This is a genomic window from Candidatus Eremiobacteraceae bacterium (assembly GCA_035710745.1).
GTDB lineage: Bacteria > Vulcanimicrobiota > Vulcanimicrobiia > Eremiobacterales > Eremiobacteraceae > JANWLL01.
This window is the reverse complement of record DASTCX010000039.1, coordinates 30,868-50,241: the sequence shown is the minus strand read 5'-3', so window position 1 is coordinate 50,241 and position 19,374 is coordinate 30,868. Positions and strand designations below refer to the sequence as shown.

20 protein-coding genes are annotated in these 19,374 nt (G+C 64.0%); 8 read left to right on the top strand and 12 right to left on the bottom strand.

The window, feature by feature from the left end; all coding sequences use genetic code 11:
• Positions 1 to 182: 182 nt before the first annotated feature.
• A complete protein-coding gene (locus VFO25_13650; protein HET9343948.1) occupies positions 183 to 764 on the bottom strand; it encodes a hypothetical protein in 582 nt (193 codons plus the stop codon).
• An 88-nt stretch (positions 765 to 852) separates the two neighbouring features.
• On the opposite strand from VFO25_13650, the gene VFO25_13645 reads away from it, so the two are divergent.
• The 3 genes from VFO25_13645 (at position 853) to VFO25_13635 (ending at position 4,234) form a co-directional block, all read left to right on the top strand.
• Complete coding sequence (locus VFO25_13645; GenBank protein ID HET9343947.1) at positions 853 to 2,172, top strand: choice-of-anchor tandem repeat GloVer-containing protein; 1,320 nt, start codon at positions 853 to 855, stop codon at positions 2,170 to 2,172.
• A 95-nt stretch (positions 2,173 to 2,267) separates the two neighbouring features.
• Positions 2,268 to 2,741 carry a nuclear transport factor 2 family protein gene (locus tag VFO25_13640; protein ID HET9343946.1) on the top strand — a complete coding sequence of 158 codons (474 nt, stop codon included), beginning with the start codon at positions 2,268 to 2,270 and terminating at the stop codon, positions 2,739 to 2,741.
• A gap of 107 nt (positions 2,742 to 2,848) precedes the next feature.
• Entirely contained in the window at positions 2,849 to 4,234 is a 1,386-nt protein-coding gene (locus VFO25_13635; GenBank protein ID HET9343945.1) for a S53 family peptidase, read from the top strand.
• Between the two features lie 110 nt (positions 4,235 to 4,344).
• Here VFO25_13635 and VFO25_13630 read toward each other — a convergent pair whose 3' ends face one another.
• From VFO25_13630 to VFO25_13620, 3 genes are read right to left on the bottom strand one after another with little or no spacing between them, the layout of a single operon-like run.
• Positions 4,345 to 4,611 (bottom strand): hypothetical protein, encoded by a 267-nt coding sequence (locus tag VFO25_13630; protein ID HET9343944.1) that lies wholly within the window; start codon positions 4,609 to 4,611, stop codon positions 4,345 to 4,347.
• 16 nt (positions 4,612 to 4,627) lie between these two features.
• Positions 4,628 to 5,956 carry a PQQ-binding-like beta-propeller repeat protein gene (locus tag VFO25_13625; GenBank protein HET9343943.1) on the bottom strand — a complete coding sequence of 443 codons (1,329 nt, stop codon included), beginning with the start codon at positions 5,954 to 5,956 and terminating at the stop codon, positions 4,628 to 4,630.
• A gap of 2 nt (positions 5,957 to 5,958) precedes the next feature.
• The gene (locus VFO25_13620) at positions 5,959 to 6,555 is read right to left on the bottom strand and encodes a 2-hydroxychromene-2-carboxylate isomerase (GenBank protein ID HET9343942.1); all 597 of its coding nucleotides are present in this window, start codon (positions 6,553 to 6,555) and stop codon (positions 5,959 to 5,961) included.
• Between the two features lie 215 nt (positions 6,556 to 6,770).
• Here VFO25_13620 and VFO25_13615 point away from each other — a divergent pair, with 215 nt between their 5' ends.
• Positions 6,771 to 7,505 carry an SDR family NAD(P)-dependent oxidoreductase gene (locus VFO25_13615; GenBank protein ID HET9343941.1) on the top strand — a complete coding sequence of 245 codons (735 nt, stop codon included), beginning with the start codon at positions 6,771 to 6,773 and terminating at the stop codon, positions 7,503 to 7,505.
• A gap of 2 nt (positions 7,506 to 7,507) precedes the next feature.
• A complete protein-coding gene (locus tag VFO25_13610) occupies positions 7,508 to 8,290 on the top strand; it encodes a DUF72 domain-containing protein (protein HET9343940.1) in 783 nt (260 codons plus the stop codon).
• Positions 8,291 to 8,452: 162 nt separating this feature from the next.
• Here VFO25_13610 and VFO25_13605 read toward each other — a convergent pair whose 3' ends face one another.
• The 3 genes from VFO25_13605 to VFO25_13595 are packed head-to-tail and all read right to left on the bottom strand — an operon-like array spanning position 8,453 to position 10,568.
• A complete protein-coding gene (locus VFO25_13605; GenBank protein HET9343939.1) occupies positions 8,453 to 8,974 on the bottom strand; it encodes a DNA-3-methyladenine glycosylase I in 522 nt (173 codons plus the stop codon).
• Positions 8,971 to 10,290, bottom strand: a complete 1,320-nt coding sequence (locus tag VFO25_13600) for a DUF6596 domain-containing protein (GenBank protein HET9343938.1) — start codon at positions 10,288 to 10,290, stop codon at positions 8,971 to 8,973. Before VFO25_13600 ends, VFO25_13605 begins: the two co-directional genes overlap by 4 nt.
• Entirely contained in the window at positions 10,233 to 10,568 is a 336-nt protein-coding gene (locus VFO25_13595) for a YciI family protein (GenBank protein HET9343937.1), read from the bottom strand. Before VFO25_13595 ends, VFO25_13600 begins: the two co-directional genes overlap by 58 nt.
• 209 nt (positions 10,569 to 10,777) lie before the next feature.
• Here VFO25_13595 and VFO25_13590 point away from each other — a divergent pair, with 209 nt between their 5' ends.
• Positions 10,778 to 11,320, top strand: a complete 543-nt coding sequence (locus tag VFO25_13590) for a hypothetical protein (protein HET9343936.1) — start codon at positions 10,778 to 10,780, stop codon at positions 11,318 to 11,320.
• 59 nt (positions 11,321 to 11,379) lie between these two features.
• On the opposite strand, the gene VFO25_13585 is transcribed toward VFO25_13590, so the two are convergent.
• Positions 11,380 to 12,048, bottom strand: a complete 669-nt coding sequence (locus VFO25_13585; GenBank protein ID HET9343935.1) for a rhomboid family intramembrane serine protease — start codon at positions 12,046 to 12,048, stop codon at positions 11,380 to 11,382.
• A 102-nt stretch (positions 12,049 to 12,150) separates the two neighbouring features.
• On the opposite strand from VFO25_13585, the gene VFO25_13580 reads away from it, so the two are divergent.
• Entirely contained in the window at positions 12,151 to 15,642 is a 3,492-nt protein-coding gene (locus VFO25_13580) for a GH92 family glycosyl hydrolase (protein HET9343934.1), read from the top strand.
• Positions 15,643 to 15,797: 155 nt separating this feature from the next.
• Here VFO25_13580 and VFO25_13575 read toward each other — a convergent pair whose 3' ends face one another.
• Both VFO25_13575 and aroQ read right to left on the bottom strand, forming a co-directional pair.
• Positions 15,798 to 16,085, bottom strand: coding sequence for an HU family DNA-binding protein (locus VFO25_13575; GenBank protein HET9343933.1), 288 nt, complete (start codon positions 16,083 to 16,085; stop codon positions 15,798 to 15,800).
• A gap of 78 nt (positions 16,086 to 16,163) precedes the next feature.
• Positions 16,164 to 16,625, bottom strand: a complete 462-nt coding sequence (gene aroQ, locus VFO25_13570) for a type II 3-dehydroquinate dehydratase (GenBank protein HET9343932.1) — start codon at positions 16,623 to 16,625, stop codon at positions 16,164 to 16,166.
• A 64-nt stretch (positions 16,626 to 16,689) separates the two neighbouring features.
• Between aroQ and hslO the strand changes: the two genes are divergently transcribed.
• Complete coding sequence (gene hslO, locus VFO25_13565; GenBank protein HET9343931.1) at positions 16,690 to 17,565, top strand: Hsp33 family molecular chaperone HslO; 876 nt, start codon at positions 16,690 to 16,692, stop codon at positions 17,563 to 17,565.
• A 68-nt stretch (positions 17,566 to 17,633) separates the two neighbouring features.
• On the opposite strand, the gene VFO25_13560 is transcribed toward hslO, so the two are convergent.
• Together VFO25_13560 and tyrS are read right to left on the bottom strand one after the other, a co-directional pair.
• Positions 17,634 to 18,110, bottom strand: a complete 477-nt coding sequence (locus tag VFO25_13560; protein ID HET9343930.1) for a hypothetical protein — start codon at positions 18,108 to 18,110, stop codon at positions 17,634 to 17,636.
• Positions 18,111 to 18,158: 48 nt separating this feature from the next.
• Entirely contained in the window at positions 18,159 to 19,352 is a 1,194-nt protein-coding gene (tyrS, locus tag VFO25_13555; GenBank protein ID HET9343929.1) for a tyrosine--tRNA ligase, read from the bottom strand.
• Positions 19,353 to 19,374: the final 22 nt, after the last annotated feature.

The window sequence follows — 19,374 nt, the reverse complement described above, 5'->3', positions numbered from 1 at the left end:
CACGGCGGTCCTCAGCAGCAGCGCATTGCACGGGCTGCAAACGACCCCGGCGACGTGCCCGTCGCGATACTACCCAGACGATATAGCGACCACGATCGAGATCTCAGGTTCGTCCGAGACCTGGAGCTCGCCGAGCGATGGCTGCAAACCCTACGCCCAGGTAGTCTGGTAGAATGCGCTCTCTATGGGTGTACCCCGCGGCCGAACGTGACGGCGCTCCTCAGCTCAGGCGGCGCGGCGTCGTACAGTTCGCGGTCCGGGGTACATCCGAGCGCGTCGTTGACCGTGGAAAATGCGAGGCGGTACGCAGCGAGCAGCGTTGCCTCGAAGATCTCGCGATCGTTAAGACCGGCCGAGCGGAGCTCTTCGACATCTGCTTTCGTCGTCGAGTTAGGATCGCGCACCGTCACGCGTACCCACTTTGTAAGAGCTTTCTCACGCGTCGTCAACGATTCAGGATCGCGGTCCGCTATGACAAGCGCGGCATCTCTGTCGCTGGTGAGCGAAGCGAGCTTCGTGCCCCACGCGATCGAGCAATAGGAATCGCCTAGCTCGCTTACTGCTGCGCTGACGATAAGCGCTCGCTCGCGTCCGTTCAGCGACGTCGTCGCGAGCAGTCGTTCCCGAAGCCCGAGGAAGTCCCGGTCCATATCCGGGCGCCACGCCCATAGTCTAGTATGGTTCGCCAAATAGCCGTCGGCAGCGGCGCTCTCGTCGAGCCAGGAACGGGCGTCATCGGCCGCCGGTGCATCTTTAAGGAACATGGCGCCACCTACGGCCAGAACGTATGAAGCCCTTTTTCAGCCGGTTATCAAATTGGTATGATACAATGCCTGACCGGAGGGCTTCGCCATGCATAGTGCTCTGCTCGCGGTCATCGCTGCGTTCACGACGTTTTTCTCCTTCCCGCATGCGCAGTCTCAGGAAACCGTCCTTCGCAAGTTCCAAGCCGGATTCGACGGCTTTGAACCGAGGAGCGGCGTTGTCTTCGACAGAGCCGGCAATATCTACGGCACGACGTTTTGGGGCGGCAATTCGTCAGGGGGCGCCGGCGTCGTCTTCGCGATGTCGCCGCCTGCTTTGCCGGGCGGTACGTGGAGCGAGACGATCATCCACCGGTTCTCATATCACAGCATCGCGAGCGGCCTTTCTCCGTGGGGCGGACTCGCGATCGACCAGAATGGCAACCTGTTCGGCACGGCATGGCTTGGCGGCACGTGCGGATCGTGCGGTCTCGTTTTCGAACTCTCGCCTCCGACGCGACAAGGCGCTCGTTGGCGTTACCAGATCATCCACGATTTTCAAGATGACGGACGCGACGGTATCAATCCGCGCGCTGACGTCACAATCGACGCTCAAGGGGCGCATCTCTTCGGCACGACCGCGTCCGGCGGCACCGGTGGTTGTGAAGGCGGTTGCGGCACCGTCTTCGAGCTGACGAAAACCGGCGGCGTTTGGGCTGAGACGATCCTCCACAGTTTTCCCGCGCATGGCAGCGGCTTCGAGGCGTCCGGCGGAACAGGCGGCGGCGTAGCGCTCGACGGCGCCGGTAACGTCTACGGCACGTCGTACGAAGACGGCGACTTTCATCTCGGCTCGGTCTTCGAGCTGTTGCCGCCGACGCAGGGCGGGAAGTGGACGTATCGAGACATCTACTCGTTCAAGAGCCAGTCCGACGGCTTCGACCCGACTGCCGGCGTGTCGTTCGATTCGCGCGGCGATCTCTTCGGCACGACGAGTTCGGGCGGCATTCAAGGCTGCTACGGCACCGGGTGCGGCACGGTGTTCCGTCTCCACCAGGGCGCCAACGGAGTGTGGGGTCACACGATCCTCTACGGATTCAAAGGTCTCGGGGATGGCGGAACTCCCCTAGCAGGCGTCATCGTCGGCGCGAGCGGCATGGTGTTCGGTACGACGCAGATCTGGGGGATCGGCAACGGATGCACGGGATCGGGCTGCGGCGTCGCTTTTGCGTTGACGAAGCCTGGAGGCTCAGGCGTGTGGAACGAGACCGTGCTCCACACATTTCTCCACGGCGCCGATGGTTATGTTCCTTACGGCGAGCTGATATTCGGGCCCGATGGCAACCTCTACGGCGCGACGCAGTTCGGCGGCAGGCCTGCATGTTCGTCTGGCTTCGGATGCGGCACGGTGTTCTCGTTGACGCCCTGACCTGAAAGACCGGACGAATAGCGAATCGAAGCCGCTCGACAACCACGCCGAGCGGTTTTGCATCGCCGCTCTGCACACGTACATCGGAGGTTCGTATGGACTACAGGCGTTTCGCGGTACCGGCGGTCGCCGCGATGTTGACCATCGTCGCTGCACCGACTTCGGCGCACGCATCCGATCAGTCGGCCGTGATGGCGACCGTGAATCAGTTCGTCGACGGCTACAATCGCGCAGACTTCACGGCAGCCGCGAAAGCGTGCGCGTCGCCGGCGACGGTCGTCGACGAGTTCGCCCCGCACATCTGGACCGGAGCGACGGCGTGTGCGGACTGGGGTAAGGCATATCAGAACAACGCGCGAGAGAACCATATCACGAACGGCACCGTCACGATGGGAAAACCTTGGCAGCTCATGATCGACGGTGATCGCGCCTACGTCGTCGTGCCGGTCAAGTTCAATTGGCTTCAAAGCGGAAAGCCCGGCGTCGAGCCCGCCTCGGTCTTCACGCTCGTCCTCGGCAAGTCGTCCGTCGGCTGGCGCATCATGTCGTGGACTTGGTCGGAGCACTAGGCAGTACTCCAAGCGAGCGTTCGGCGTGAGGAAGCCGCTCATGGCTGCGCGAAACGAAGCAAGCTTATTCTTTCGCTTCCGTTTCCGCACATGAAATGAGGTTGGGCATGAGCAGGGCAATGCGTTTCCTCGCGATGGGCGCGGGCGTCATCGTCGCATTCATCAGTGCCGCCTGCACTGGCAATTCAAACGCGATCCCCGGCTTCGGGTCAGGCGGCGCCGGACCGATCGAGCACGGTTCCCGGATATTCCCCGGCACCGCCGCGGCGGTGTGCCGCGCGGTCGGCCCAGGCTTCGCGCGCTGTCACGCGATCCGGCGCACGGACATCGGAACCGTGTCGGCTGTCGGTCCGGACTTCGGTGTGACGCCGGACCGTCATCATACGCCGCGGCCGAGTCCGAGTCCGACGCCGAATCCTTCGCCGACGCCAACTCCGTCGGCATCGCCGTCACCATCGCCGCCGCCGTCGCCCTCGCCGTCACCTTCGAGCGGCAACTGTCCGGTGCAGTCGATCAGCGGCTATCAACCGTGCGATCTCCAGACCGCGTACAATTTGCCATCGTCGACCGGCGGATCCGGGGAGACGGTCGGCATCGTCGACGCGTTCGATGATCCGACGGCCGAGTCTGACCTGGCGACGTATCGCTCGACGTTCGGTTTGGCCGCATGCACGACCGCGAACGGTTGCTTCCGCAAAGTCAATGAGAGCGGCGTCCAAGGCAACTATCCGGCGAACAACACCGGGTGGGCCCAAGAGATCTCGCTCGATCTCGACATGGCGTCGGCCGTCTGCCCGAACTGCCACATCCTGCTCGTCGAGGGCACGACGAACAGCTTCGCCGATCTCGCCACCTCTGAGAACACGGCCGTATCGCTCGGCGCGAACGTCGTGAGCAATAGCTACGGCGGATCGGAAAGCTCGGCCATCGTCGCCACGTACGGCCCCAACTACAACCACGCGGGCGTCACGATCACCGCGAGCACTGGCGACAGTGGATTCAGTCCGACGGCGCAATTCCCGGCGGACCTGACGAGCGTCGCAGCGATCGGCGGCACGAGCTTGCAAAGCACGAGCCCCCGCTCCGAAACCGCATGGAGCGGAGCCGGCAGCGGCTGCAGCGGCATCGTCGCGCAGCCGAGCTGGCAATCGACGATATCGAACATCACGAGCGTCTGTGCGCGCCGAGCGTACGCGGACGTGTCGGCCGTCGCCGATCCTAACACGGGTGTCGCCGTCTACGATACCGATGGCGGCAGCGGATGGCTCGTGTTCGGCGGAACGAGCGTCGCGTCGCCGATCGTCGCGTCGGTGTATGCGCTCGCGGGCAACCCGGGCAGCACGGGTCCGTCGTATCCGTACGCACACACCGGCTCGCTCAACGACGTCACGTCCGGAAGCAACGGCGGCTGCGGAACCGATCTCTGCAACGCTCGCAGCGGTTGGGACGGGCCGACCGGACTCGGCTCGCCGAACGGCACCGGCGCCTTCTAGTCGCGTGTAGCTGTAGCGGTCGAGCGTTAGCTCGACCGCCGCGGCCTAGACGTACAAAAGAGGCGATCGAACGATTCGATTCGCCTCTCTCTTCTTGATCGACGGCGCGCTTACCGCGCTTCACCTTCGAAACCGATGACCGGTTCCGATTCCCACTCATCGAAAGGATCGTCTTCGACTGCGGCGCGGCCCGCCAGGCGACCCGCATCGCACGCCTCTTTTGATTCCCACATCGCTAGCCCGATAAGCGCTCCGTCGGTCGCTTCGATCGCGTAGACATCGATGAGGCCGGGCTGCGTTCGCACCGCGGCTCCGTACCGGCGCATCGAGGCCTTGAGAGCTTCGCCCTTACCAGGAAGCGGCTTGTGGATATTCATCACGACGTGCATCGTTCTATCCGTCCTGTCGGACCTGAAGCGCGTACAGATTCCCGTCCGTGCTCCCGAAATAGAGCGAATCGCCGTCGACGACCGGCGATGAGATGATGGCGCCGACGGTCATGAGCCGCGAATATCCGACGATGAGGTCGTCGTAGAAAGTACCGGGATACGCTGCCTCGTAGTTCGGCGTGCCGTCGGCGTTCGTATACGTCGCCCCGCTCTTCTTCTGCCCATCGGTGCGGAACGTCCAGGCGACTGCCCCGCGGTCGACGTCGATCGCGATCAGCTTGCCGTCGTGCGAACCGATATATGCCATATGGCCCGCGATCGCCGGCGACGAGAACATCGGCCATTGCTTGAAGTCGAGCGAGAAACCGACCTTGCCCGTGCGCGCGTCGACTGAATAGAACAGGCCGCTATCAGACGTCGCGAAATAGACGTGTGCGCCGTCGATCGCCGGCGACGAGATCACCCACGACCCGTGCGTCGGGATCGACCAGCGAAGAGCGCCGGTCGCAGCGTCGAGCGCATACAGGTGCGAATCGCGGCAGCCGAAGTAGACCATGCCTCGACCGACCGACGCGGATGATTGTATCCCCACTTGGTTGTGGATGACCGGGTCCGCGCCGGTCTTGAAACGCCAACGAACCTTCCCGCTCTTCGCATCGAGCGCGTAGAAATAGCTATCCCAGCTGCCGACGTACAGCGTGCCGCCCGCGATCGCCGGTGAGGCGTGGACGACGTCGCCGGTCTTGAACTTCCAGCTCAGCGCCCCGCTCGCCGCGTCAAGCGCGTAGACGTTCCCATCGCTGCTTCCGAAGTAGACGAGGCCGTCGGTGACGACCGGCGACGATAGGTACATGTCGAACGGGTCCGGCATGATCTCGTTCACGGGCAGCGTGCCGTGGAGATGCGGCGCTTCGAAGCGGTGCTCGCCGCCCGTCTTGAACTTCCACCGCACCTTGCCGTTCGCATTGTCGAGCGCGTAGAAAAAGCCGTCATAGCTCAGCAGGTAGACGCCATCGTTCGTCACCGCCGGTGATGAGACGACGCGGCTGCCCGTCGCGAACTTCCAGCGCAACGTGCCCGTATCGGCGCTGACGGCATAGACATTCCCGTCCGTGCTTCCGACGTAAACGACGCCGTTCGACACGGCGGGGCTCGAGTTGACGTAGCCGTGCGTGTGGAACGTCCACTTGACGCCGGCGAGCTTGGTGACTCCGGTGCCCTGGTAGACGCCTGAATGCGCGGAATCGCCGCGAAACGTCGTCGCGTCGCCGGCGTATGCCGGACCGCATGCGGTCAAGAACAAGAGCGACGCCGCTAGCACGCCATGACGCACTATCAACTCTCCTTTTGCGACCACGCGATCGCGTCGTCGAGCGCTTCTTCTCCCCAGAACAGTTCGCGGCCGACGATGCAGTTCGGCGCGCCGAAGATACCGAGTTCGATCGCGCGCTCTGTGTTCACGCGGAGCAGGCCGCGCCGCTCGGGCTCGAGCGCTCGTTTGACGATCGAGCTGCCGTCGCGCCCAAGCCCGTCGAGCACTCCGACGATGACCCGCTCGTCGCTGATATCGAGGTCGTCGCCGAAATTCGCCACGTAGACAGCGCGGACGAAGTCGCCGCACCACACCTCGTCGGTGACCGAAGATGCGACGCGTGCGGCAAGCGTCGACGCACGCGGAAATATCGTCGGGCGTTTCCAACGCAGGCCGAATTTCGCCGTCAAGCGTTCGAGGTCACGCCACATGTAGGCGCCGCGCCGCTCGTTGAGATTGAACGGCGAGTCGTTCCACCCTTGAAGCTGGAAGATCGGGCCGAGAAGAAACGGCACCCATTCGAGCGCGACGCCCGCGTCTCGGCACAGATCGTCGATGCGCATCGCGGCGACATACGAGTACGTGCTCGCGAAGTCGAACCAGAACTCGAGTCGGCTCATGAGGCTATAGTTTATCAGACGGCATGGTAGCGTTTCAATGCCGCGGACATGTCAAGTTCGAGCGTGGCTTCGGAATGCGAGGCTCAACCCGCTGTTTGCCGAGCTAACGCGCCACCGTTTTCTCGCACGCGCCCGCGCTTCCGTTCTTCGAAGTCGCCGGGACAGGTCTACCGATTCTGAAGGTGGGGCGGCGACGCGAAGGTGTATCCAGCGGAATGGATATCAGCGGACACACCATACTCGTCACCGGCGGCGCAAGCGGCATCGGTTTCGCGCTCGCGGAGCGGTTTCTCGGGGCCGGCAATACGGTCATCCTCTGCGGGCGCCGAGCCGACAAGCTCGAGGAAGCACACGGGAAACATCGCGCGCTACGGACGCACGTCTGCGACGTGGCCGATGCGGAACACCGCGTCGAACTGACCGAATGGGTTTTCAGCGAGTTCCCCGAACTCGACGTCCTCATCAACAACGCGGGCATACAGAACCGGCTGCAGCTGGCTGAGAATCCGGGTTGGCCGGCGATGCATAAAGAGATCGCGACGAATCTCGAGGCGCCCATCCATCTGTCGACTCTGTTCGCGCCGCGGCTCGCCAAACGACCGAACGCCGCGATCCTCAACGTGACGTCCGGACTCGCATTCGTGCCCCGCACGGCCGTGCCCGTCTATTGCGCCACGAAGGCGGCCATGCGGTCGTTCACGCTGTCGTTGCGACATCAGCTCGCGGACACCTCGGTCGAGGTCATCGAGATCATCCCTCCCGCGGTCGATACGGACCTCGGCGGCGTTGGCCTCCACACATTTGGTGTGCCGCTCGAGGATTTTGTCGACTCGGCCTTCGAGCAGCTTCGCGAGGGCAAACGTGAGGTGACGTACGGATTCTCGGTCCAGTCGATGAACGCGTCTGCCGAAGAGCGCGGGGTGCTGTTCGAGCAGATGAACAGCCACTAGCAATGTCGGGTCGCCTTCACATCGGCTGCATGGGGTGGCAAGAGAAGGACTGGATCGGTTCCGTCTATCCCGCCGAGACAAAACCGCCCGACATGCTCGCGCTCTACGCACGCCTTTTTTCGTCGGTCGAGGTCGACTCGACGTTCTACGGGCGGCCGCGCGAGTCGACGGTCGTCGCATGGCGCGACGCCGCACCCGAAGAGTTCACGTTCGCGCTCAAAGTGTCGCGCGAAGTGACGCATAAAAAACATTTCGAAGATGCCGGCCAGAGCTTCACGTGGTTCGTCGACCGCGCGCGGCTCCTCGGCCCGCGACTCGGAGCGCTCCTGCTCCAATGCGGCGGCGATTTTCGCCCGACGCCCGCGAACAAAACGCGCCTTTACACGTTCCTCGACGAGCATCTGCCGCCCGACGTCAACACGGTCCTCGAGCTTCGTCACCGCGACTGGTTCGATGACGCGCTGTTCGAGGCCGCACGCAGCCAGCGCTTCGCTCTCGCCGCGACCGAAGGCCCGCATTCGACCCTCGAGCTCGCACAGCGAGTGCTCGAAGAGCAAGGCAGTGAACTCGGGTTCGCCTATGCACGGCTCATGGGTCTGACCGCGTTCGAGCACTACGATCGGGTTCAGGTCGACCGAAGCGAGTCGCTCGACGCCTGGGCGCGGCTGCTCGCGAAGGCACGCAAAAACGTCGACGATCTCTTCGTCTACGTCAGCGACGACTATGCCGGGCACTCGCCGACGACGTGCGAAGACTTGGTCGCCCGCATCGAGGCGCTCTCCTGAGACCTGTAGCGGTCGAGCTTTAGCTCGACCGGAGACGGGCCTCCAGCTCGATATCGCGCACAGGTCAGACCGCGGCGGTCGCCCGTGAAGGGCGACCGCTCCATCCACACTTCATTGGGTCTAACCGCGGCGGTCGAGATGAATCTCGACCGCTCCCCATCTCTATTTTTGTTTGACCATCTCGCGGATTCGTGGATGGTCGCCTTCGACAGTTTTTATCCAGCGCCCGAATGGCGGCACCTTCTCGCCGACCCTGAAGAGATAGTAGTACGCGCTCACGTCGCCGACGTATTTGAATTTGCGCCGCAGGTCGGCCGTCAAATCGGCATACGTATCATGCGAGCGCAGATAAGCCCGAAACGCTTTGTGCTCCCGATCGAGCTCGAGCATCTCCTTCGCGTTGTCGATCGCCGCGCGGATCTTGCGTTCGCTGTGCAATATCCCCGGCGTGGCCAGGATCCGGCGCACGTCGTCGTGATCGTAGCGAGAGATCCTAACCGGATCGAAGCCTTCGAAGGCCTCGACAAGACGCTCCCATTGCGCGTCGATCTGAGCCCAGCTGAGGCCGGCCTGGAAAATCGCACGCGTCATGACCGCGAGGTGATCTGAGAGCGTGGGCTTAGCGATGCGCGGATGGTTCTTGCGGGTACGCTCGCCGCGGTCGACGACGGGCTTGGCCTTCACACGCTCGCCCCGCTCTTGGCATCACACGCCTCGGCGCGCTGCGTGAGGAATCGCCGCTCCGCTGCATTGCGGGCGACTTTACGCGCCGCCTCGAAATGGTCGCGCGCCTTGACGCCATCGCCGCGGCGGAGTTCGAACTCGCCGAGCGCAGCGTGGTAGAACGGATACGATTCGAGCCTTGACAGGTCGTCTATCGCGGCGATCTCGGCCAGCCCGCAGTCCGGCCCATCGGCGTGGCCATATGCGATGGCCCGATTGAGCGCGACGACGGGAGATGGCTTGGCGCGGATCAGAAGATCGTACAGCGAGGCGATCTTCTTCCAGTCCGTTTCTGCAGCGGCATACGAGCGCGCATGGACCGACGAAATGGCCGCCTCGATGTGGTATTCGCTCAGCTCATCGCCGATGGCTGACCGATCGAGGAGTTCGATCCCTCGTGCGATGAGCGCCCTATCCCAGAGCGATCGATCTTGGTCCGCCAGCGAGTTGAGATTGCCGACCGCATCGACCCGCGCGGGCAGTCGAGACGCGTTGAGCACCATGAGCGCGCAAAGCGCGAGCGTCGCGGGCGTCGACGTCGATGGATGGTCAGCGAGGAGCGCTCCAAGGCGCATCGCCTCGCGGCATAGCTCGGTGCGGACGGACGATTCAGGTGAGGCGCCGTGATAGCCCTCATTGAACAGCAGGTAGAGGCTGCGCTGCACGCTCGCGAGCCGTTTCGGCAGGTCGCGGTCGGCAAGATCGAAGAGCCCCGATGACTGGGCGAGCGCGTGTTTCGCGCGCGTGATGCGCTTTTCGATCGCCGCATGACCGCTCAAGAACGCGGCCGCTATCTCCCCGACGGTGAAGCCGCAGAGAAGGTGCAGGATGAGCGCAATCTGCGCTTCTTCCGAAAGCCGCGGACTGCAGCACGAGAACATCATGCGCAGTTGGTCGTCTTTGATCGCCGAGGGCTCGAACAACGCGTCGAGCGTAGGGACGAGGGTCCATTCGCTTTCGTGTAGGCGACCGAGATCCGGCGCGAACCGGCGCGCCGTTCGCTCGCGCCGCAACACGTCGATCGCGCGGCGCTTCGCTGCGGTCATGAGCCACGCGCCCGGATTATCTGGCACACCGCGCAGACGCCAGATCTCGAGCGCGCGGCAGAAGGCGTCCTGGGCGACGTCTTCTGCCAACGCGAGGTTGTGGATCCCGAAGATGCGGGTCAGGGCGGCGATCATCCGCCCCGACTCGCGCCTAAAGAGCGGCTCTTCGACCACTACATCTCCATAACGGGGCGCACTTCGACGACGCCGTCGGTGTCGAAGATCGGGCATCCCTTCGACAACTCGGCTGCCTGCGCCAGATCGCGTGCGGTGATGAGCGTATAGCCGCCGACGACGTCCTTCGATTCCGGATACGGGCCGTCGGTGACGACCTTCTGCTTGCCGCGGACGACTTTGCCGGCGGGGTCGAGCGGCTGGCCGCGATCCTTCAGGTGACCCTTGGACCCGAGATCTTCCATCCAAGCGACCCACTTCTGCATGACCTTGTCCGACTCGGCCGCGTCGGCGGCGCGCTGACCGCCTCTATAGAGGAAAAGAAAGTCACTCATGGCTCGTGCTCCTTTGTGATTTTATAGGTGGAGTTGTTCTCCGACCTTACGACGTTTGACGCGCCCACTTCCGGACACCCGACTTCGAGCGACTTCACGTTTCGTCCCGTACCGCTCACGCGTACGGGACGCGCATATGCTGCGTTACCGTTTGTCACATGCCGGGAACAATGTACGACGGGCAAATCTGAAAGATCGGAGACAAACGCATGTTGAAGAAATTTCTGATAACCGCGATCGGTCTTGCGGCGGCATCGGCGATGTTCGCTCCGCAGGCCCTTGCTTCGACGACGACGACCGGCTTGTGGCCGGTGAACTCGATGGATCTGCGCCTCGGCGCGTTCTTCCCGGGCTCGAGCGGCGACAAGTTCTTCGGTGGCGAGACGCAACTGACAGCAGGTCTCGATTACCGCTTGTCGGCCTCTGGTGGCCTGACGCCGAGCGCGACGGACGCCTACTTCGACTACTTGGGCGGCGCGCGCAACTCGGGTTACGTCCATAGCGGCGGACTCGGCCTCGATGTCCGCGGCATGACGGGACCCACGTTCTTCGGTGCGGGCGTCGGCCTGTACAACACGTCGGTCCGGCTTGGCGACGGCACGTCGAATAGCCGGACGGGCCCGGGCGGCAAGGTGTTCGCCGGCTTCAACCTCGGCAGCAACGCGTCGCTCCAGCTGGACTATCACATCGTGCCGCAGACGCTCGGCGTGAACCCGAGCGGCCTCGGCGTCGAGGTGGGCTTCCACCTCTAAGACCTCGCCTACGATCTGTACAGCGACAAGCACGGCCCGCCAACTCGGCGGGCCGTGTTCTATGAGTCGTCGGTATTGAGCGTCTGGCTCGCAAGCCGCGCGCTGTTGTCGAACAATCGTCCGAAGACGACGCCGAAGATGAAGCCCCCGACGTGCGCCATATATGCGACGCCTCCGGTTTGCGAGCTTGCGACCACACCGACGTCGAAAAGCTGTATGAGAAACCACAGGCCGATGAGCACCCACGCCGATATGAACGTGATGCGGATGAAGAACCAGAAAAAGAGCAGCGTCCGAATGTTGTCGCGCGGATAGGTGACGATGAACGCGCCCATGACAGCGGCGATGGCGCCGCTCGCGCCGAGGTTCGGCACGGTCGAGTGGGGGTCGACCGCGACTTGGGTGAGCATCGCGATCGCTCCGCCGACGAGATAGAACACGAGGTACCGAACCGACCCCATTGCGTCTTCGATCTCGGGGCCGAAGGCGTAGAGGAACACCATGTTCCCGAGGATGTGCGACCAGCTCGCGTGGAGGAACATCGCGGTCACGATCGTGATGAGGTCGTGCCCCGCCCATATATCGGCGGGCGTGACCGACCACTGCGCGACGAACTTATCGCCGGCAGCGAGTTCGACGAGAAATACGACCACGTTGATCGCGATGAGCAGGATCGTGACGACCGGCGCGGACGTCAGACGTCGCGAGGCGTCACCGAGCGGTATCATGACCTCCACGTTACAACGCGGTCGCGTCGAGATACTGCCGACCCGACGGCGGCGAGACACGATTGACGGGACCGGCCACGGCGCCCATTGAAAGCGACGCGCATGATCGCTTTCGCAATGACGCTGGCGCTCATCGCCGCGCCCGCTCCCATCTCGGCCGCGCCCGCTGTCGTCGCAGATCCGGCCGCGTTTGTCGATCCGCTTATCGGCACGTCCGGCAACGGCTACGATGGAGCGATCGACACGTTTCCCGGCGCCGACGCGCCCTTCGGCATGGTGCAGTGGAGCCCAGACACGCCATCGCAGCCGGCAGGCGGCGGATACAACTATAGCGATTCGGCCATCACCGGATTTAGTCTGACGCACCTGAGCGGTCCGGGCTGTAACGTATTCGGCGACGCCGGCATCCTTCCGATGATCGGACCTGTGACGGCTCCCGCAGCGGCGACCCAGGCGTTCTCGCACGCATCGGAGATCGCATCACCTGGCTACTATGAGATCCGTGTCGGTATGCCGAGCGTCCGCGTCCAGCTGACCGCGACGTCGCGCACCGGCCTCGGCCGCTTCACGTTCCCACCGTCGCCGCAAGCCGATATCCTTGTCAATGCGTCGTCGAATCAGAACGGCGTCTCGACGTCCGACGTGCGCGTCTCGAGCTCGACGGAGATCGTCGGCTCGGCGTCGAGCGGATGGTTCTGCGGCATGCCGGGAACGTACACAGTCTACTTCGTGCTCGACTTCGATCGTCCGTTCGCGGCGCACGGCACGTGGCTTGCGAAGACGATCAACACAGGCGCGGACGAAGCGAACGGTATCGGCTCGGGCGCGTGGGTGTCTTTCGATACGACCGTCAATCCGACCGTCAATGTCAGGGCTGCACTTTCGTGGGTGAGCGTCGACGGTGCTCGCGCGAATCTACGCGCCGAGGCGCACTCGTGGGATGTCGACGCGGTCCGCGCCTCGACCCATCGGGCATGGGATAGCGAACTTGGCCGCGTCCTTGTCGGCGGCGGCACCGACCTTCAGCGCCGCGTGTTCTACACCGCGCTCTATCACGCGATGCTCCATCCGAACATCTACAGTGACTCGGACGGCCACTATCGCGGATTCGACGGTCGAGTTCACTTCGTCGATCGCGGTCACGTCGAATACGCGACGTTTTCCGGATGGGATATCTACAGGACCGAAGTGCCGTTGCTCGCGATGCTCGAGCCCGTTCGCACGAGTGACATGATGCGATCGCTCGTCCATGCGGCTGCGCAAAGCGGCTGGCTGCCGAAGTGGTCGCTCGTCAACGCGGAGACGGCGGTCATGGGCGGCGATCCGTCCGATCCGATCATCGCCGGCGCGTACGCGTTTGGAGCGCGCGATTTCGACGCACGCGCTGCGCTTAGCGCGATGGTGAAGGGCGCGACGCGTTCGGGTGGCCCGCTGGGGCAAGGTTGGTATGTCGAACGCCCAGGTCTTGACGAGTATCTTTCGCGCGGTTACGTCGTCAACGATCATACGACGAACGTCGCCCCGCTCGCGAACGGCGCGTCGCTCACGCTCGAATATTCTCTCGACGACTATTCCATCTCACAGCTCGCGCGCTCGCTCGGCGATTCGCAGACCGCGTCGGTGATGGCCGCGCGTTCCGAGAACTGGACGAATCTCTTCGACGGCTGGAGCGGACTCATCACGCCGCGCGACCGTGACGGGGCGTTCGAGCGCGCGCCGCTCACCGAGAACGGGCAGAGCGGTTTTCAAGAGGGAACGGCAGCGCAATACACGTGGATGGTGCCGCAGGGTTATTCGGCGCTCATCGATGGGCTTGGCGGCCGCGAGCGCGCGGTCGCGGCGCTCGACGCGTTCTTCACGCAGATCGACGCCGGCCAAGCCGAACCGTATGCGTGGATGGGCAATGAGCCGAGCATCGGCAGCCCGTGGGCGTATCTCGCCGCCGGTGCGCCCTGGAAAGCGCAATCGGTCATCCGCGATGTCATGACGCAGTTGTGGGGCGACACGCCGGATGGCATTCCGGGCAACGACGATCTCGGCACGATGAGCGCCTGGTACGTATGGTGCGCTCTCGGGTTGTATCCGCAAGATATCGCGGCGCCTGTGCTCGATCTCGGCACGCCGCTTTTCCCGTATGCACGCGTGCGCGTGCCGCACGGCGCGGCGATCGACGTCATCGCACCGGGCGCATCTGCCGATGCCGCGTATGTGAGGTCGGTGCGCTTCGATGGCGCGCCATGGACGCGAAGCTGGGTCATGTTCGACGCCTCTAAGCCGCTGCGGCTTCTCGTGGCCGCGAGCGCGACACCGAATCGGTACTGGGCAAGCGCACTGTCCGACGCGCCGCCGTCGTATGCCGCCGGCTCACCGAAGTTCCCGGCGTTCACCGCGTCGTCGCTCATGCAGCCGGCGCCGGCGGAGTTATTGCTAATGGCCGGCACGTCGGCGTCGTTCAGATTCGCCGTCGACAACGCGAGCACGACGCCTGATACGATCGCGTGGACGGCGCAGGCACTAGACCCGTTGACGATTTCGCCTTTGAGCGGTCACCTCGACGCTGCAGCAGCTGCCGCAAGCTCGGTGAACGCGACCGTCTCGGTGGCGCCACGCACGCCGAGCGGACTGTACGATTTCTCGATTTCTGGTGTATCGGCGAGCGGCGCTGCGCTCGCGCATGTCACCGGTGTCGTCCGAGTCATCGGTCCCGGCGATCGAGCCCCTGCGCTCGCGTACGTGTCGAACTTCTTCGACAATGAGATCGCACCGTTCGATCCGCGCACGCACGCGGTCGGTCAGCCGATCGTCGTCGGCGAGCTGCCGCGCGAGGTCGCGATCAGCCCCGATGGGCGTCGGGTCTACGCGAGCGACAACGGCGCGAACCAGGTGAGCGTCATCGACACGGCGTCGCAGTCGGTCATAGCGACGGTCCCCGTCGGCCGATCGCCGTGGGGCGTGCGGGTGTCGCCGGACAGCTCGACCGTTTGGGTCGCCAACGGCGCCGACAACACGATCGTGCCGATCGACGCGACGACGTATGTCGTCGGCAAGGCGATCGCGGTCGGACAGAATCCCGAGGACATCGCGATCTCGCCGGACGGCTCCATACTGTGGGTCGTCGACGTCAATTCGGGCGACGTGACGCCGGTCGACACGCGCACGGAGACGCCGCTCGCGCCGATCATCGTCGGAGCGCATCCGCGCGGCATCGCGATCTCACCAGACGGTCGCCGGTTATTCATCAGCGATTTCGCGGGCAATGACGTCACGCCGATCGACACCGCGACGCGCAAGCCGGGGCCGCCGATCCCGGTCGGCGTGGCGCCGAGGGGGCTCGTCGTCTCGCCCGACAATCGGACCCTCTACGTCGCCGACTTCGGGTCGAACGAGGTGTCACGCATCGATCTGACGACGATGACCGCGCTTGCGCCTATTCCGGCAGGGCTCGATCCGGTGGCAGTCGGCCTTGATGCTTCGGGTTCGACGCTCTTCGTCGTCGATCAAGACGACAATGACTGTTTGCCGATCGATCTAGCAACGCTGCGTGCCGGTGCGCCGATCCCGCTCGGCGACCGTCCGATGAGCTTCGCCCGCTAGCAAAATTGTTTGTAGCGGTCGAGCTTTAGCTCGACCGGAGCCGACCTGTCGCTTCGAAAGGCCGCGGCGGTCGACCGTAAAGGTCGACCGCTCCATTTTCTGCGCCATCGAAAGACCGCGGCGGTCGAGATAAATCTCGACCGCTCCCAGGCATTTTACTTCTTCTTCGGTTTGTTGACCGCGTCGCGGAGATCTTTGCCCGCGTGGAATGCCGGCACGCGGCGTGCTGGAATCGTCAGCCGCTCGCCCGTCTTCGGATTGCGGCCTTCGCGCGTCTGACGCTCGCGCACTTCGAAGCTGCCGAACGGGATGAGCTGCACTTTCTTGTCCTGCTGCAGGGCGGACTTGACGACCTCCAACAGAGTATCGACGACGTCGCCAACATCGCGTCTCGTCAGCTCGGTCTTCTCGGCAACGGCTTCGATCAGCTCTGCTTTCGTCATCGTCGTCTCCCCCGGCACATAAAATATTTCCGCCTGCGTTAGACCAGGCGATGCCTTCTCCTCCGGTCGGACGTTCGTTCAGCTTCGCGAGTCGAGACGGGCCGCTACCGCGCGAATCGCGAGCAGATAGGAGTCGACGCCGAGCCCGCCGACGGTTCCGTCGACCGCTGCCGCGGTCACGCTGCGCCTGCGGAACGGCTCTCGTGCTTGGATGTTCGTCAAATGCGTTTCGACCTTCGGCACTGCGGCTGCGGCAAGCGCATCGCGCAAAGCATACGAGTAGTGCGCGAGCGCGCCGGGGTTGATGACGATCGCACTGCCGCGCGCGGCAGCTTTTTGGACCGCATCGATCATGTCGCCTTCACCGTTGTGCTGCTCGGTCGTCACCGCGCATCCGAGCTTCTTGCAGAGCTTCTTGATCGCCGCGTCGACATCGCGGAGCGTCATCGTTCCATAAACGGCAGGCTCGCGCGTACCGAGCAAGTTGAGATTCGGCCCATGAATGACCGCGATCGAGCGGTTGCTTCGTCTGCCTTTCACGCGCGGCGGCTTCTTGCGGCTCGCAGGGCGGACCTGTCGGCGCGACCGATGAAGAAATCACTCGATGTCCGAAGACTACGCGGTATCCGCGCTCGCAGCGGGTGATACCGTGCGCATCATCGCGGCGCGGACGACGCAGCTCGTGCGAGAGGCGCAGGCGCGCCACAATTGCTCTCCGACCGTCACGGCTGCGCTCGGACGATTGCTCACGGGGGCAGCCCTCATGGGCCATGCGCTCAACGGCAACGAGCGCATCACGCTGCAGATCTCGGGCGACGGCCCCGTACGCGGTCTCGTCGCCGACGTCGCTGCCGGCGGCCGCGTTCGCGGCTTTCCGCTACGCCCGACGGCCGAACGCCCGCTGAACTCGCGCGGCAAATTCGACGTCGCCGGCCTCGTCGGCCGCGGATCGCTTCACGTCACTCGAAACTTCGATACCGGGCAACCGTACACGAGCGCCGTGCCGCTCGCGACGGGCGAGATCGGCGAGGACCTCGCAAAATTCTTCGCCTCATCGGAACAGATCCCGACCGTCGTCGCGGTCGGCGTCCTCGCGAACCCGGCCGGCGTGCTCGCCGCCGGCGGGGTCATCGCGCAATTGCTGCCGGGCGCCGATACCTCGACGATCGATGTGCTCGAGCGCGGCGCTCGTTCCATGCCGCAAGTGAGCGCGCTTGTAAGAGATGGTCTGTCGCCCGAAGATCTCGTCCGTAAGCTCGCGGATGGGCTCGAGCCGCGAATCGCCGGCACGCATCCGATCGAGTTCGCATGTCGCTGCAACGCCGAGCGCGTCGCCAAGGCGATCGTCGGCCTCGGACACGATGCGCTCGTCGAAATGGCGTCGTCATCGGAAGACACTGAGGCGCGGTGCGACTTCTGCGGTCAGCGCTACTACTTCTCACCGGACGCGATCAAAGAGATCCTAGAGTCGGCGTCATGATTGCCGAGCTTCGCTCGGCCGGTCGAGCTAAAGCTCGACCGCTACAAGATCAATTGCGTTGGTTAGTTCTAGCGGATGCAGAGGGTTGTGAGCGCTACGCGGGCTGAGGTCAGCTCGGGCTCGCCCGATTGACGCGTATATGTGAGCACGTAACCGCGACCGTTCCAGACGGAGATCATCTGCTCGAAGAGTAGATCGTGGCCGAGAAGGGTCGTTTCCCATGTGATGAAGTGCGCGGGATGGCCGCCGCACGTCGTCGAGTCCGCTTCCGGTCCGAACTTGAGACCTTGCTCCTGATGCGCGAGTGCCGCGCGATTGTCGGCGACGTATTCCTCAAGCGAACCGGGGTACGCCTCGGACACGAGGTTGATGCTCTGTCTGAAGTCGTTCGGGTTTTGATCGACCCACAGTCCGAGCACGCCGGCGGGGCCGCCTGCCGGCACCCACCCACTCGGCGGTGTGACCGAGAATTGATCTTGCGCATACGCCGCCGTTGCTGAAATCATTGCGAGCGCTGCACATGCGGTGACGATGCGGATGTTCATCTTGATGCCGACCCTCTCTACTCTTAGTGGTCGGCTGATGAAGCGTTTTTAACGCGGTCTTGCTGATAGGCGGACGAACTGGTGATTGCCCTTTTGCAGCACCTTGCCGTCCCAAGAGGACTCGGTGTGACGCGCGTCATCCACACGGATGCCGTCGATCTTCACTGCGCCCTGCGAGACGAGCCGCTGCGCTTCGCGATTCGACGGTGCGAAGCCGGCGAGCACGAGCAGCTTCGAAACGTTCGCGCTCGAATCGTCTGCGGTCAGGGTGAGCTCTCGGACCTCATCCGGCAGCTCTTTGTTGACGACCGTGCGCTCGAAATGCTCGCGGGCGCTCCGCGCCGCCTCGTGGCCCCAATAGAGCGTCACGATCGCCGCCGCGAGCGCGACCTTCGCGTCGCGGGGTCCGGCAGCGAGCTGCTGTGCGATCTCTTCGTCGCTCGCCGTCGTCGTCAGCGTCCAATAACGCTCCAGCAAGCCGTCTGGCACGGACATGACCTTGCCGAACATGTCGTTCGGCTCGTCGCCGAGCGCGATGAAGTTGTTCAGGCTTTTGCCCATCCGCTGGACGCCGTCGGTCCCTTCGAGGATCGGCAGCGTCATGCAGATCTGCGGCGGCTTGCCCAGATCGTCTTGCAGCCGCCGGCCCATGAGCAGGTTGAACAGCTGCTCGTTGCCGCCGAGTTCGACGTCCGCGTCGAGCACGACCGAGTCGTACGCGACCGCGAATGGATAGAGGAACTCGTTGAGGCCGATCGGCGACCCTTCTGCGTAGCGCTTCGAGAAGTCGTCTCGTTCGAGCATGCGGGCGACGGTCGTCTTCGCGACGAGCCCCATGATGTCGGCCAAGGTCAGCTTCGACAGCCACTCGCTGTTGTAGACGACGCGCGTCCGCGCGATGTCGATGATGGCCGACGCCTGCTGCGCATACGAGCGCATGTCGGACTCGATCTCTTCGCGCGTGCGCGGCTTGCGCGCATTGAGCCGCCCGGTCGGGTCGCCGATCTGCGCGGTGAAATCGCCGACGACGAGGATCGCCTCGTGGCCGAAGTCTTGGAAATCGCGGAGCTGGCGCAGAACGACCGCGTGCCCGAGATGGAGCATCGGCCCCGAAGGGTCGATGCCGAGCTTCACTTTGAGCGGCTTGCCGGCCGCGATCCGACGCTCGAGGTCCTCTCGCGTAACGACGTCGACGCAGCGGCGGCAAAGCGCTTCGACTTGCGCGCGCGGGTTCGTTGTCATCGATGCGCTCTGTACGTCCTCG